This window comes from Psychrobacter sp. VH5 (assembly GCF_050572635.1).
GTDB classification, from domain to species: Bacteria; Pseudomonadota; Gammaproteobacteria; order Pseudomonadales; family Moraxellaceae; genus Psychrobacter; species Psychrobacter celer.
This window is the reverse complement of sequence record NZ_CP192145.1, coordinates 2,456,263-2,470,128: the sequence shown is the minus strand read 5'-3', so window position 1 is coordinate 2,470,128 and position 13,866 is coordinate 2,456,263. Positions and strand designations below refer to the sequence as shown.

General features: G+C 47.5%; 11 protein-coding genes and 1 tRNA gene. 9 read left to right on the top strand and 3 right to left on the bottom strand.

Going from position 1 to position 13,866, the window contains the following annotated elements; genetic code table 11:
• Nucleotides 1–159 precede the first annotated feature (159 nt).
• The 9 genes from ACNFVB_RS10320 to ACNFVB_RS10280 all read left to right on the top strand — a co-directional run bounded on the left by ACNFVB_RS10320 (nucleotide 160) and on the right by ACNFVB_RS10280 (nucleotide 10,501).
• Nucleotides 160–1,791, top strand: a complete 1,632-nt coding sequence (locus ACNFVB_RS10320) for a CTP synthase (RefSeq protein ID WP_289054844.1) — start codon at nucleotides 160–162, stop codon at nucleotides 1,789–1,791.
• A gap of 223 nt (nucleotides 1,792–2,014) precedes the next feature.
• Entirely contained in the window at nucleotides 2,015–2,890 is an 876-nt protein-coding gene (gene kdsA / locus ACNFVB_RS10315; protein WP_430737425.1) for a 3-deoxy-8-phosphooctulonate synthase, read from the top strand.
• A 36-nt stretch (nucleotides 2,891–2,926) separates the two neighbouring features.
• Nucleotides 2,927–3,181: a heavy-metal-associated domain-containing protein gene (locus ACNFVB_RS10310; RefSeq protein ID WP_430737424.1), complete on the top strand. Its 255-nt coding sequence runs from the start codon at nucleotides 2,927–2,929 to the stop codon at nucleotides 3,179–3,181.
• A gap of 269 nt (nucleotides 3,182–3,450) precedes the next feature.
• Nucleotides 3,451–3,675 (top strand): heavy-metal-associated domain-containing protein, encoded by a 225-nt coding sequence (locus ACNFVB_RS10305; RefSeq protein WP_100749802.1) that lies wholly within the window; start codon nucleotides 3,451–3,453, stop codon nucleotides 3,673–3,675.
• A gap of 534 nt (nucleotides 3,676–4,209) precedes the next feature.
• On the top strand, nucleotides 4,210–6,558 hold the full coding sequence (locus ACNFVB_RS10300) for a heavy metal translocating P-type ATPase (protein WP_430737423.1): 2,349 nt from the start codon (nucleotides 4,210–4,212) through the stop codon (nucleotides 6,556–6,558).
• Between the two features lie 320 nt (nucleotides 6,559–6,878).
• Nucleotides 6,879–8,195, top strand: coding sequence for a phosphopyruvate hydratase (eno, locus tag ACNFVB_RS10295; protein WP_430737422.1), 1,317 nt, complete (start codon nucleotides 6,879–6,881; stop codon nucleotides 8,193–8,195).
• Between the two features lie 119 nt (nucleotides 8,196–8,314).
• A complete protein-coding gene (locus ACNFVB_RS10290) occupies nucleotides 8,315–8,623 on the top strand; it encodes an FtsB family cell division protein (RefSeq protein ID WP_100749800.1) in 309 nt (102 codons plus the stop codon).
• A 165-nt stretch (nucleotides 8,624–8,788) separates the two neighbouring features.
• Nucleotides 8,789–9,502 (top strand): 2-C-methyl-D-erythritol 4-phosphate cytidylyltransferase, encoded by a 714-nt coding sequence (gene ispD / locus ACNFVB_RS10285; RefSeq protein WP_430737421.1) that lies wholly within the window; start codon nucleotides 8,789–8,791, stop codon nucleotides 9,500–9,502.
• A gap of 375 nt (nucleotides 9,503–9,877) precedes the next feature.
• Complete coding sequence (locus tag ACNFVB_RS10280; RefSeq protein ID WP_430737420.1) at nucleotides 9,878–10,501, top strand: BLUF domain-containing protein; 624 nt, start codon at nucleotides 9,878–9,880, stop codon at nucleotides 10,499–10,501.
• Nucleotides 10,502–10,909: 408 nt separating this feature from the next.
• Here the strand turns inward: ACNFVB_RS10280 and ACNFVB_RS10275 are convergent.
• From ACNFVB_RS10275 to pyrC, 3 genes are all read right to left on the bottom strand, one after another.
• A tRNA-Glu gene (locus ACNFVB_RS10275) sits at nucleotides 10,910–10,985 on the bottom strand.
• 488 nt (nucleotides 10,986–11,473) lie between these two features.
• Nucleotides 11,474–12,232 (bottom strand): ribonuclease T, encoded by a 759-nt coding sequence (gene rnt, locus ACNFVB_RS10270; protein ID WP_192995788.1) that lies wholly within the window; start codon nucleotides 12,230–12,232, stop codon nucleotides 11,474–11,476.
• Between the two features lie 239 nt (nucleotides 12,233–12,471).
• Nucleotides 12,472–13,542 carry a dihydroorotase gene (gene pyrC / locus ACNFVB_RS10265; protein WP_430737419.1) on the bottom strand — a complete coding sequence of 357 codons (1,071 nt, stop codon included), beginning with the start codon at nucleotides 13,540–13,542 and terminating at the stop codon, nucleotides 12,472–12,474.
• Nucleotides 13,543–13,866 lie beyond the last annotated feature (324 nt).

Genomic DNA, 13,866 nt, shown 5'->3' with positions numbered 1-13,866 from the left:
CATCCTTCGGGGTGGGTTTTTTTTGTTGTATGTATTATTTGTGACAAAAGTCTACCGCTGAGGCGGAAAACAAGAGTTTCAGACAGTTTGCATTTTTGCCCTATATTTTATGGCGTATTTTTAGTAAAATCCTTCTTTACCAATTACCGAAAGAGTACTATGACCAAGTTTATATTTGTGACCGGTGGGGTAGTGTCCTCACTAGGAAAAGGTATCACCGCCGCTTCTCTTGCTGCGGTCTTAGAAGCGCGTGGCGTGACTGTCACGATGACCAAGATGGATCCGTATATCAACGTCGATCCAGGTACGATGAGCCCATTTCAGCATGGTGAGGTGTTTGTCACCGAAGATGGCGCAGAGACGGATTTGGATTTGGGCTATTATGAGCGCTTCTTACGCCACTCTAAGATGAGTAAGAGCAACAACTTTACCAGCGGTCGTATCTATCAAAACGTGCTAAACAAAGAGCGCCGCGGTGAGTATCTGGGCGGTACTGTACAGGTCATCCCGCACATCACTGATGAAATAAAAAGTAAGATTCTTGCCAGTGGCGAAGGCTACGATATCGCCATTATCGAGATTGGCGGTACAGTCGGTGACATCGAGTCGCTGCCATTTATGGAAGCGGTACGTCAGATGCAAGTAGAGCTTGGTCGCAATCGCGCTATGCTCATGCATCTAACGCTGGTGCCTTATATCGCTAGTGCTGGCGAAACCAAAACCAAGCCGACCCAGCATTCAGTCAAAGAGCTACGCTCTATCGGTCTGCAGCCAGATATTCTCATCTGCCGCTCTGAGCACCATATCTCGCAAGACAACCGCCGCAAGATTGCGCTGTTTACCAATGTCGAAGAGCGCGCAGTCATCATGTGTGAAGATGCCCAAAGCATCTATCAAATCCCGCGCACCCTACATGAGCAAGATCTTGACGATCTAATCTGTGAGCGTTTTGGTCTTGACGTCCCTGAAGCGGATTTGAGTGATTGGGACAAAGTGGTCGAAGCCCAGCTCAACCCTCAAGCGGTAGTGACGGTGGCGATGGTCGGCAAATATGTCGAGTTACCAGACGCTTATAAGTCGATCAACGAAGCGTTACTACATGCCGGTATCGTGCATCAGTCAGATGTCAAAATTGACTATATCGATGCTGAGCTACTAGAGACGGACGATGAGCTGTATGCGCGTCTAAACGATGCCGATGCGATTTTGGTACCAGGTGGTTTTGGTGAGCGCGGTACCACTGGTAAAATGAGAGCCATCACTTACGCCCGCGAAAACAAAGTGCCGTATTTGGGTATCTGTCTGGGTATGCAGTTGGCGGTGATTGAATACGCCCGTAATGTGCTGCATATCGATGCCAACTCTTCTGAGTTTGATCGTAAGACAGCTGAGCCTATCATTGGTCTGATCACTGAGTGGTTAGATGAGCGCGGCGAGTTACAAATTCGTAGCGATGATTCAGATCTCGGCGGTACCATGCGCCTAGGCGCGCAGCAAGCAGAGCTGGTTTCTGGTAGCAAGCTTGCTCAGATTTATGGCGCGAACAATATCACTGAGCGTCATCGCCATCGTTATGAGATGAATAACCGTTATATTGAGCCACTAGAGCAAGCGGGCATGACCATCTCAGGCTACTCGGCTAAGCAGCATTTGGTTGAGTCGGTTGAGATTGCAGATCATCCATGGTTTATCGCGGTACAGTTCCATCCTGAGTTTACCAGCTCACCACGCGGTGGTCATCCGCTGTTCAACAGCTTTGTAAAAGCGGCAAAAAATCATAGCGAAACATAGTAATCACTGAAGCATTTGTTGTTATGTGAGAGCATGATGTTTGCTAAAAAGACTGATCTTCGGATCGGTCTTTTTTTTGGCTTAATATTGAGCAGCGAGACATATTATTTAGTAGTTATTGATATTAAGAGTCGGTAATTACGCTTGCATACTTTTTTTCGTCAAGCTATCGGTTACAATACGGTATCGACCTATTTATAACAAGATAAGAGGTAACGGCTGAATGGAAAACTTATTGAACGCGCAATCACATATCGCGCTTAACACGCCTAATAACGAGACGATCAATATTGGCAATGACCAACCTTTTGTATTGTTCGGCGGCATGAACGTTTTAGAGTCCAAGGAATTGGCATTTGAGATTGCTGAGCAGTATATAGATATCTGTCAGCGTTTGGGCATCGGCTATGTGTTTAAAGCCAGCTTTGATAAAGCCAATCGCTCTAGTTTGCATTCTTACCGAGGCCCAGGCTTAGAAAAAGGCATCGACTGGCTGGGGCAAATCAAAGAAAAGTTTCAAGTACCCATCATTACCGATGTGCATGAACCACATCAGGCCGCGCCAGTGGCTGAGGTTGCGGATATCATTCAGCTGCCTGCGTTTTTGTCGCGTCAGACTGACTTGGTGCATGCGATGGCAAAGACAGGTGCCATCATCAATATCAAAAAAGCGCAGTTTTTAGCGCCGCATGAAATGCGTCATATCATCAATAAATGCTTGGAAGGCGGCAATGATAAGCTCATACTTTGTGAGCGCGGCAGTGCCTTTGGTTATAACAATTTGGTCGTGGATATGCTCGGGTTTGATACCATGAAACAAATGAACGTACCGGTGTTTTTTGATGTGACCCACAGTTTGCAGCAGCCAGGCGCGCGCAGTGACAGTGCTGGCGGCCGCCGCGAGCAAATCACCACCCTTGCCCGTGCAGGAATGGCAACGGGACTGGCGGGGCTGTTTTTGGAGGCGCATCCAAACCCAGAGGTGGCAAAATGTGATGGCCCCTGTGCACTCAGAACCAGCCAGCTGGAGCCGTTTTTGCGTCAGCTTAAACAGATTGATGACTTGGTCAAAGGTTTTGAGGTGTTAGATACTCACTAATAGCGTCAATGGAACCCATGATAGGAGGATAGGATAATGGCAATTCAGACAGCACAAGTCAGCATCGAAAACATCGATGATGCCAAAGGCTTGGACAGTGTGGTGACCGCGCTGAAAAACATCACAGGGGTGACCGCGATAGACCTTGATGCGGCAAGCAGTATAGCAACCGTGCGGTATGATGATACCGATACCAGTATTCAGGCCCTAACGGCGGCGATTAGCATGGTCGATTATGTGACGCAGCCATATCCTATCGATGCGCCGCAAAATCCACGCTATCATGATTAAACGTTATCATAATTAAAAGATAACGGCGGCGCAAAGTGAACATCGGGTATCGCCTACTGGATAACGTCAATCCGATATAAAAACGACGTGACAGCCGTGTATCTGACTTATTTGGATTCGATTATATAAAGCATAAAGGCCTTAGTTAATAAAGTCATACCAAAGCGCTTTGTTGTTGGCTCTGATAGGGCTTATGCTAGGACACGCCCTTAGTAAATGACTGTATTTACTTTAAACTAGGTTAGTTATATAACAATAAGGAGGCCCTCATGGCAACCCAGACTCGTATTATCAATATCGATGGCATGACTTGTGGCGGCTGCGTGGCAAGCGTCCATACAGCCACAGGTGATATCGACGGTTTAGATACCATGACTGTCGATTTGGCTGACAAGCTGGCAACGGTGACATTTGATGATAGCAAAACCAGCGCAGAAGCCATTGCCGCTGCGATCGAAGAGGCAGGTTTTGATGCAACCGTCGCCAACTCGTAAGTCTTACCGCTTTAACGCAAAACCAGCTGTCATGGCTGGTTTTTTTCATGAGAGATGCGATGGCAGCGCCTGTTGCTGACTGCAGGGCTTGAATAGAGCATAGTCGTAGCCATTTACTAGGTATGAGGCAATAGCCACGCTTGAGTAGGATTTATCTCTCATTAGATTAGGGCATGTTTTTATTTTTATCGTTAAGCCACTATAAAATAAATACAGTGCGACTGTGAGTAATTTCGTGCAGCCTCTGGGAACGCAGCACGCAAGTAAAATTTATACCAGTAGCGCGTTTAAACTTATATAACAGTTTTATTTTCAATTGATTATATTTGCCTGCAGACGCCTTTTTCTGATTTTGACGTCTGATATTTAGATTTTTTCACTGATTTTATTATACATTTATAAACGCTATAGTCTGCCTACGCAAAACGAAGCGCCTGTTAGTTAAGAGATGGCAGTTGCCTTTATAGATGCCTTGGCCGCTTTTAGAGTAAACCGACTATGTAATGCGCTATAACGCAACCACGAGTTTTATTTATGAAAAATTCTACCCGCACCAGTATTGACCCCTCTTATAAGGTGGCGACTGATATTGAGTCCAAAACTGCGATAGCGCCTGAGCGTGCGCACTTGCAGCTGGCGATCGATGGCATGACGTGTCAGGCGTGTGCTTCGCGGATTGAGAAGGTACTTAGCAAAAAGCCAGCGGTATATGAGGCAAGTGTGAACTTCGCTGGTGAGACTGCCAATATCGATTATGATCCGGCGCAGACCACCCCTGAACAAGTCACAGAGTGGGTCAACAAAACCGGCTTTGTCGCCAATCTGCAAGCCGCTGACAGCTTGTTTGCACAGACGGATAAAGACACGGCAACCGAGTATCCATGGCGCTTGATCGGGCTATGGATTTGTTTGTTGCCGTTTTTGGTTGGTATGGCGGGTATGCTAACGGGGTTTGGTATGGCGTGGATGCCGCCTGTTTGGATTCAGTTTGTCCTAGCCACCATTGTCCAGTTTGGACTGGCATTGCCATTTTATAAAAGTGCGTGGGCGTCTATCAAAGGCGGCCTTGCCAATATGGACGTGCTGGTGGTCATCGGTACGGTGACTATTTGGGCGTATTCTACTTATCTGTGGTTGACTCATGGCGATGGCACGTTAAGCAGCCTATTGCAAAGTGGATATGCTGGCGGACATGGCCCCGCTGTGTATTTCGAAGCCGGGGTTATGGTCATCGCCTTTGTGCGAACGGGTAAGTATTTGGAGGAGCGCACCAAAAAGCACAGTCTAAACAGTATCGATTTATTGTTATCACTGACGCCAGATGAAGTAGAGCAGCAGCAGCCCAACGGCGACTTTCATAATGTCGCATTGCAGGCGGTGCAAGTCGGTGACATCCTGCGTGCCAAGCAAGGCAGCCGTGTGGCGACCGACGGGGTGGTCATAGATGGCGGCGGCTGGTGCGTGGAGAGTCATCTGACGGGTGAGTCTGTGCCCCTCAAAAAACAAATAGGCGATGAGCTGCTGGCAGGGGCATTGGTCGAAAACGGCAGTTTGCTGTATCGCGTCAGTGCCAAAGGCAGCGATACCAAGCTTGGCGATATGGTCAAAGCCCTTAGCGACGCCCAAGGCTCAAAGGCTGACTTGGCAAGGCTTGCCGATAGAGTAACGGCTGTTTTTGTACCAGTGGTGGTGACCATCGCTTTGGCTACTTTTGGGCTAACGTGGTGGCTGACTGGCATGGTGGATACCGCCTTGATGCATGCGGTGTCGGTATTGGTCATCGCGTGTCCTTGTGCGCTCGGTCTGGCCACGCCAGCGGCTATCATGGCGGGCATGGGCGTGGCCGCGCGCCATGGCGTTTGGTTTAAAGACGCGCAAAGCCTCGAGGCGGCAGGCAATATCGACACGGTCGTGCTTGATAAAACCGGCACATTGACTGTCGGTAAGCCGTCTATCGTCGACCATGTCATGGTGGACAGCTCCATTGCTGTCGATGATGTGCTACAAATTGCGGCAAGCGTTGAGGCGCATGCCAGTCACCCCTTAGCGACCGCCTTGATCAATGCTGCGGCTGAGCGTCATTTGCCACTGATGACTGTCACTGACATCAGTGTCATCAAAGGCGCGGGTATCCAAGCCAATATCGCAGGCTTGGGTCTGGTAAAAGTCGGCACGGCAGAATTTGCCAATCTAACTTTGCCAAAATTTATGCCAAAAGTATGGCAAATCGCCAGTACCGTAGCGCTTAGTATCAATGATGAACCGCTCGGGGCGTTTGCTTTGGCAGATGATCTAAAGGCAGATACTCCGCAGGCGATAGCGGCGTTACAAGAGAGCGGCATCCATGTCATCTTGATGAGTGGTGATAAGCAGTCTGTGGTCGATCACGTGGCAGGCCAGCTGGGCATCGACAAGGCATATGGCCAAATGAGCCCGCGGGATAAAGCCAGTCAAATCGCGCTGTTGCAAACTGCCGGCCATAAAGTGGCCATGGTCGGTGATGGCGTCAATGATGCGCCAGCGATGGCCACTGCCGATGCCAGCTTTGCTATGTTTGAGGGTACTGATGTCGCGCAGCATAGCGCCTCCGCTCGCTTGATGGGCGAGTCGCTGATGCATATCGATGCGGCACAAAAAATCGCCAACGCCACACTGCGCAATATCAAGCAAAACTTATTTTTTGCGTTTCTTTATAATACGCTGGGCATACCGCTGGCAGCGTTTGGGTTTTTAAACCCGATGATTGCCGCGGCGGCAATGGCGCTGAGCTCCATCTCTGTCTTGATGAACGCGCTACGTTTGACCCGTTTTCGCACTGAGGTTGAGCTAGATAATACCGTCTCTACTCATCACACTGATGATAAACGCTTGCCAAGTGCCTAAGTCTGCTAGGGCAGTCACCTTCGCCGATATCGCCGTGAGGCCAGATAGGCGGATAACCGAGCGTTTGTATGACTTTATGAGCGTCAGTCGGTGCAAGAGAAGGGAAGTTTGGCGAAATGTATGCTATGATGCCACGTACGATAGCCGCTCATGAAAGCCGTAAATAAACGCTTGGTTTTGTCCAAACCCAGCCGATTATACTAAGTAGGCAAGATAGGTTTGGACCTGCGCTATACGATATTTTATTTTATCTTTTTTGTATTCTAGTTGCCGTTATTTATCCCACAAACTTGGCATGACCAAAGGAATTAACAGACATTATGTACGCTGAAGAAACCACCAACGTCACCGCAATTAAAGACATTCGCGCCCGTGAGATTTTAGACTCGCGCGGTAACCCAACCATCGAAGCTGACGTCATTTTGGCTGATGGTACTATCGGCCGTGCTGCTGCACCCAGCGGCGCGTCTACTGGCTCACGTGAAGCCCTCGAGCTACGTGATGGCGACAAAGATCGCTACATGGGCAAAGGTGTCAAAAAAGCCGTGGCCAACGTCAATAGCCAGATCCGTAGTGCGCTTATGGACAAAGACGTCACCGAGCAGCAAGCCATTGATGATGCGATGATTGCATTAGATGGTACAGAAAACAAAGACAACCTTGGCGCAAATGCCATGCTCGCGGTCTCTCTTGCCACGGCAAAAGCCGCTGCTAAGTCACAAAGCTTGCCACTGCATCAATACATTGCCAACTTGCGCAATCAGACATCATTGACCATGCCGGTACCGATGATGAATATCCTAAACGGCGGCGAGCATGCCGATAACACCGTTGATATCCAAGAGTTTATGATTGAGCCAGTTGGTTTTACCAGCTTCTCAGAAGCCCTGCGCGCAGGTACAGAGATTTTCCATAGCCTAAAGTCTGTCCTAAAATCACAAGGTCTCAATACTGCGGTTGGTGATGAAGGGGGCTTTGCGCCCAACCTGCGTAGCAACGAAGAGGCCATTACTGTCATCATGCAAGCGATCGAGCAGGTCGGCTATAAGGCCGGTGAAGAGATTCATTTGGCGCTAGACTGTGCGGCCAGTGAGTTCTATAAAAACGGACAATATGTCTTGGCAGGTGAGGGCAACAAGGCCTTTGATAGCCAAGGCTTTTCAGACTACCTTGTAGGCCTGACGCGTCAATATCCGATCATCTCTATCGAAGATGGCCTGGATGAGTCAGATTGGGACGGCTGGAAGTACTTAACTGAGCAAATCGGTAATAAAGTTCAGTTGGTTGGTGATGATTTGTTTGTGACCAACCCTGCTATCTTGCAAGAAGGTATCGACAAGCAAATTGCCAATGCGATTTTGATTAAATTTAACCAAATCGGCACGCTGTCAGAAACCCTAGACGCCATTTATCTGGCGAAGAAAAATGGCTATGCGACGATTATCTCGCATCGCTCAGGTGAGACAGAAGACAGTACCATTGCAGACTTGGCAGTCGGTACCGCAGCCGGTCAAATCAAAACAGGCTCACTATGCCGTTCAGACCGCGTAGCGAAGTACAACCAATTGCTACGTATCGAGCAGCAAGTACGCGCCAGCTACCGTGGCCGTGAAGAGTTCATTGGTCTACGTGGCTAAACGCTCTTATAGTTACAGTCGATAAGTAAGTGTATGCTGGACGATAGGCTGCTTTTGCGGTATCGTTCAGCATATTGAGCTGTGTTGATCCTCTCTGTCTTGTTTGGCGTAAACCCTTTATGAAATACTTTAGCCAATTTATGCTACTTGCCTTAGCCGTTGCAGTACTCTTAGGTCTGCAATATCAGTACTGGCTGGGTGAAAATGGCCATTTTGAGCATCAAAAACTGCTGACACAAATCGAAGAGCAGCAGCGCTTAAATGACAATCAAGTATCAGCAAATAACTTGTTGCGTACGGATGTTCATGACTTAAAAAACGGTCTTGAGGCGGTAGAAGAGCATGCTCGTTTAGACTTAGGTCTTATCAAACCCAATGAAACATTTGTACAGGTATCCACGGCGCCGACGACGCACAGTCGTTATTAAGGCGGGCACATTAAGCCCAGTCGTTTGGCGATACCTTGGTCTTGTCATTATCATTATAACCACGATGACATTCAGACACTTTTCAATCTCTCTCTTTTTATCTTTTCCTCTTTTTTAGCGCCACCTCATGGCTCCCCGTGATTTTTCTTTGATAGGCCTTGGCTCATGAATACCACTCCTCGCATACATGCCATGATCGTTGCTGCTGGTCGCGGCAGTCGCTTTGGTGCGTCTATGGCCAAGCAGTATACCTTGTTTCAAGGCCAGACATTGCTGCAGCATAGCATGGAGCGGCTCGCTTGTAGTGCCTTTATCGAGCAGTGCTGGTTGGTCATCGCTGCGGACGACACCACTGCGCAAACGCTCAATTTTGCCTTGCCGGTACAGTACGCCACTGGCGGTGCTGAGCGTTGGCAGTCGGTGCAGGCGGGCGTGGAGGCCATTCGGCAGTCAGGTGCTGCAGACACCGATTTGGTCTTGATCCATGATGCTGCGCGCCCAGCGGTGCCCAGTTGTGATATTGATAAGGTCATTACGGCGGCGATGCATGAGCCGTATGGCGCCATCTTAGCGACGCCAGTCGCTGATACCCTCAAGCACTCCTATGTACAAGACGTGGGGCTGCCTACTTATATTGCGAAAACGCTTGATCGCAGCAATATATGGCAAGCACAAACGCCGCAAGTCTTTCGCCTAGACCAATTACAAAAAGTCCTACAGCATGTCAGTGAACAGCAGATAGCAATCACGGATGAAGCCAGTGCTTTTGAGTCTTTGAGGTTACCCATCCGCTTGGTGGCTGGCAGTCGCCAAAATATCAAATTGACGTATCCTGATGATGCCGCCTTGCTCTCTGCTATCTTGAGTCTACAAACTTGATAGCTTTTACCTTGGTAGCTTTTACGTAGACGCTAGAACCATCAGCTTTATTAACCCCCTTGATTTTTTGATACAACCGTATATTATCGCTGCAAAAAATACAAAGCGATACTTCTATTATATTTGTTTTAGTGAATGTAAGGCGTACTAACATATCATTATTTATCTATAACCAAACTTATAAGGTAAACATAGGTTGCTTTAATGACGAAAATAGCCTATGATGTAACTAACTTAATACAATTGATATAAATACTTATAAAATCAATAATATAACAAGCCAGTTGATGACTTTTGATTGTCTTGTCTCTAGATTTTTTTTAACGTTAGTATGGTTGTCTTAGCTACATTAACCTAAATATAGGGAGAAGCGGATTGTCAATAATCAATGATTCGACAAATCCAGTAACGACGGATCTTTGCCAGCTGGTGTACATCAGCCGGATTACTTCGACTGGTCTGTCAAGTCCCAGTACACTTAATGACATCTCAGAGATTGCGATTGAACGTAACCAAACGGATGAGATTACTGGTATCCTTTGCTATGGAAATGGGTATTTTTTGCAATGTGTAGAGGGGTCGGAGCAAGCTTTGACCAATCTGAAAAATCGCTTGTTGGCAGATGAGCGACACAAAGACATGGAAATTTTGGATTTTTCAGCGATTGATGAGCGCCGTTTTTCGAGCTGGTCGCTGCGCTCTATCACACTTGAGCGCTGGATGACAAGAGACCCCGAGTTGAAAAAGCTGATGCCGTTTAAGCCCTATAGCTGGAGTGCTGATGAGTGGCACAGGTTTTTGGATATTTTGCAAAACTACTACGAAGAACAAATCAGAATAGGCAATACTGATGCCCGGCCGATCAAGTACAGTACCTTAGGGGTAACCTTAAGTAAAGTAGTCGGTCAGCATCAAGCGTTTTTTTTGATTCAAACGGTATTGGGCTCGATGATAGTCGTCGCATTGTTGTGGCTGATGCTATCAGATAAAATCTGGTAGGAAGTTAGCCTGCGCCGACGGGTACGGCAAAGATTTATACCAGCCTTTATTCCAGCTTCGCTATATCTTATTTATTTGACCGGACTATAAGCGGTGTGTAGCCAACTTTAAACTTGCAAACACAAAAAAGCCAGCAATAGATGCTGGCTTTTTTGTGTCTATCTATCAGACAGATAGCGTTTAATTTTGGCGGTGGGAGTACGTCGAGTCTAGAACTTAAAAGTTAGAAAAAGGGTGGCTCGTTAGAAAAAAAGGGTGTGGCTTGCTTAACTATACCGAGTCATTGAGTCAAAAAACAAACATAAAAAAAGCTCGACTCATAATATGTTATGAGTCGGGCTTTTTGGTGGTGCGCTTATCAGTCTTATCTTATGCTAAGTAAAAGGGCTAATAAGTGACGCCTTATAGTGGCGTCCCCAGGGGGATTCGAACCCCCGTTACCGCCGTGAAAGGGCGGTGTCCTAGGCCTCTAGACGATGGGGACTAGTAACAATACCTCAGCTGCTTTCACCATTTATGCTGAAGTGGTGCGTATTTTAATGGCGTCTGCGTTTTCTGTCAAGCCTTTTTCTTCGTCTTTTTAAAATTAAATATCTTTTTTTGATAGCACGGCGCGGATGCAGGTCTTTGCGCTTTAAATGATGCCGAATCCATAGAGAAGTGCAAGCGCTGATGGTCAGGGCTAGTAGCATATAACCGAGGATGGTGCCCCATAACTTGAGCTGTGGATCCATAGTAGAGTCCCTCCTATCAAGCCTTGCAGTGATGACTCACATACTGCAAGGACGTGTGGGCGACTTTGACCATCTGTAGGGTGATAAGAACACTAAGCAGTAGGCTGGTATGGCACGTCAGCGTACTGTTTTTATTCTCATATCCTTCTCGACTAAAGCACCAAGAGGGTAAAGTCAGCTAGTCTTACCAATAGCATTATTATGAGGGCATAACAATATAGGATATGTGATTAAAGGCTTATTTGTCAGTTTGCGTAGCGGTGTCAGTTTCGGTAGGCTCAGTAGCCATGGCATTTGCGAGCATGGGGTAGCTGTTTAAGATATGACAAAAAAGCTCGGCAGTTTTTTGCGTATCGTATAGCGCTGAGTGCGCGTCTTTACCATCAAACTCTAACCCTGCCGCTTTACAGGCTCGTGCCAGTACCGTCTGACCAAAAGCAAGGGCCGACAGTGTCACGGTGTCAAATACCGAAAAGTTATGAAAAGGATTGTGGTTTTTGCTATTGGTACGTAGCACTGCGGCATTTAAAAACGCCAAATCAAAATGGGCATTGTGACCGATAAGCACGCACTGACGACAGTCCTCTGCGCGTCTGACTTCTTTTAAACCTTTAAAGATACGCCGCAAGGCAGTCTTTTCGTCTTCGGCGATGGCTTTGCGCATGGGATTTTTGGGATCTATGCCGGTAAATGCCAGCGCACTCGGCTCTAGGTTTGCTCCTTCAAAGGGTTCGATATGGGCGTTGAGCGCATCTCCTGGATAAAACACGCCCTGCTCATTGAGTAAGATAGGGATGCAGGCAATCTCTAGTAGCGCATCTGTTTGCGCGTTAAACCCTGCTGTCTCCACATCGACGACGACAGGCAAAAATTTACGAAACCGGTCTTTTAGGCTCAGTGGTGCTTGCTCATCTGACGAACCTGCAGTGCTATCTGCGCTAGTCGCCGGTGTGTGCTCAGGGTTGCGGGGTAAGGCGGTATCGTTTTGAATGGTCATATCACGTTAAATCACTTTTGTCAGTCGTGCTGTTATATTGAATAAATAATTATTAAGTTGAATAAACAATCACTAAAAAACCATCCTACGATCTCAGCCACGCTTTAGGTAATCAAGGTAGCGTCGATATCGTCGGATAGCAAATAAAAGCGCGGGTTTTAGCATCCGCTGCCACTTATTCTTGAGTTGGCTTATTTTTTAATCAACTTAGTCTTTAGTTGAATTAGTTTTTAGTCGAATTAGTCTTTAATCGACCAAGGGAGTGTCTCGCCCGCCAGCAGCGGTGTCAAAGAAGTGCCGTCAAAATACGGATAAGCGTTTGGCACTTGCATTGGAGTGTTTACAAGGGTGATGGTGCTTTGGTTGACAGGCAGACCATAGAACTGTGCGCCAAAACGACTGGCGAAGCCTTCTAGTTTGTCTATCTTGCCGACACTGTCAAAGGCGGTGGCATATAACGGCAACGCGATAGAGGCGCTATAGCAGCCGGCACAGCCGCACGTGGCTTCTTTTTTGTCGGTTGCGTGCGGGGCGGAGTCAGTGCCCAAAAAGAACTTTGGATTGCCACTTGTTGCCACGTCTAACAGGACTTTTTGATGGCTTTCACGCTTTAAGATAGGTAAGCAGTAAAAGTGCGGCTTGATACCACCGACCAGCAAATGATTGCGGTTAAACATCAGATGCTGCGGGGTAATGGTCGCGGCAATATGATTGCCTTGTGCCAAGACAAAATCAGCGGCGTCACTGGTGGTAATGTGCTCGACGACGATTTTTAGGGTGGGAAATTTGACGATGATTTGTGCCAATACCTCGTCTAAAAACCGCTTTTCGCGGTCAAAAATATCCACGTGATCTTGCGTCACCTCACCATGTAACAATAACGGCAAGTCGTATTTTTCTAACGTTTCAAACACATCGACGCATGCACTGATGTCAGTGACACCATCAGCCGAGTTGGTCGTGGCCCCTGCCGGATAAAGTTTGACCGCTTGGACGATACCGGATTTTGCGGCCATCTCGATGTCTTGTGGCGTGGTGTTGTCTGTGAGGTATAACGTCATGCGGGGGTCAAACGCTGCAATGCGCTCAGCGCTTATGTCGCTGTTTTGCAAGTGCGTCATGATACGCTCACGATACGCGCGGGCATCATCGACAGTTTTGACAGGGGGGACAAGGTTTGGCATACAAATGACACGGTTAAAGCTACCTGCAGCATGTGGCACGGTCGTGCCCAATGCCTTGCCGTCGCGCAAATGAATGTGCCAATCGTCTGGCTGAAGAATGGTCAACTCTCTAATCGAATCAGTCATAAGGTCGTCGCGCTCTATATCGTCATATACGGGAAATAAAAGGGAGTGATACTGCCCGACTATCATAACAGATTTGCCTACTTGACTAAATATGTGACCAGATATAGTCAATAAAAGAGACAGGAGGGCAACGACCTAGCTGGCATGCCAAATAACTACCGCCAAAATATATTTATTTGAGATTTAACGCAAAAGCGCGCCGCACGGAGCAGTGGTACTTTTGCCCATAGTAAATATGATGTACACTGAGCAGGTGGCTTATTTTTTGTCTACGATTAGCGCTTTTATCCCCACTCAATTCTCATCATCAAAACTTTATAATAG

What these genes read in the sequence shown, in the direction of transcription:
- eno (WP_430737422.1), top strand. Translation starts at nt 6,879, where the DNA reads ATGTACGCTGAAGAAACCACCAACGTCACCGCAATTAAAGACATTCGC.
- ACNFVB_RS10290 (WP_100749800.1), top strand. Translation starts at nt 8,315, where the DNA reads ATGAAATACTTTAGCCAATTTATGCTACTTGCCTTAGCCGTTGCAGTA.
- ACNFVB_RS10300 (WP_430737423.1), top strand. Translation starts at nt 4,210, where the DNA reads ATGAAAAATTCTACCCGCACCAGTATTGACCCCTCTTATAAGGTGGCG.
- ispD (WP_430737421.1), top strand. Translation starts at nt 8,789, where the DNA reads ATGAATACCACTCCTCGCATACATGCCATGATCGTTGCTGCTGGTCGC.
- ACNFVB_RS10320 (WP_289054844.1), top strand. Translation starts at nt 160, where the DNA reads ATGACCAAGTTTATATTTGTGACCGGTGGGGTAGTGTCCTCACTAGGA.
- rnt (WP_192995788.1), bottom strand. Translation starts at nt 12,232, where the DNA reads ATGACCATTCAAAACGATACCGCCTTACCCCGCAACCCTGAGCACACA.
- ACNFVB_RS10310 (WP_430737424.1), top strand. Translation starts at nt 2,927, where the DNA reads ATGGCAATTCAGACAGCACAAGTCAGCATCGAAAACATCGATGATGCC.
- ACNFVB_RS10305 (WP_100749802.1), top strand. Translation starts at nt 3,451, where the DNA reads ATGGCAACCCAGACTCGTATTATCAATATCGATGGCATGACTTGTGGC.
- pyrC (WP_430737419.1), bottom strand. Translation starts at nt 13,542, where the DNA reads ATGACTGATTCGATTAGAGAGTTGACCATTCTTCAGCCAGACGATTGG.
- kdsA (WP_430737425.1), top strand. Translation starts at nt 2,015, where the DNA reads ATGGAAAACTTATTGAACGCGCAATCACATATCGCGCTTAACACGCCT.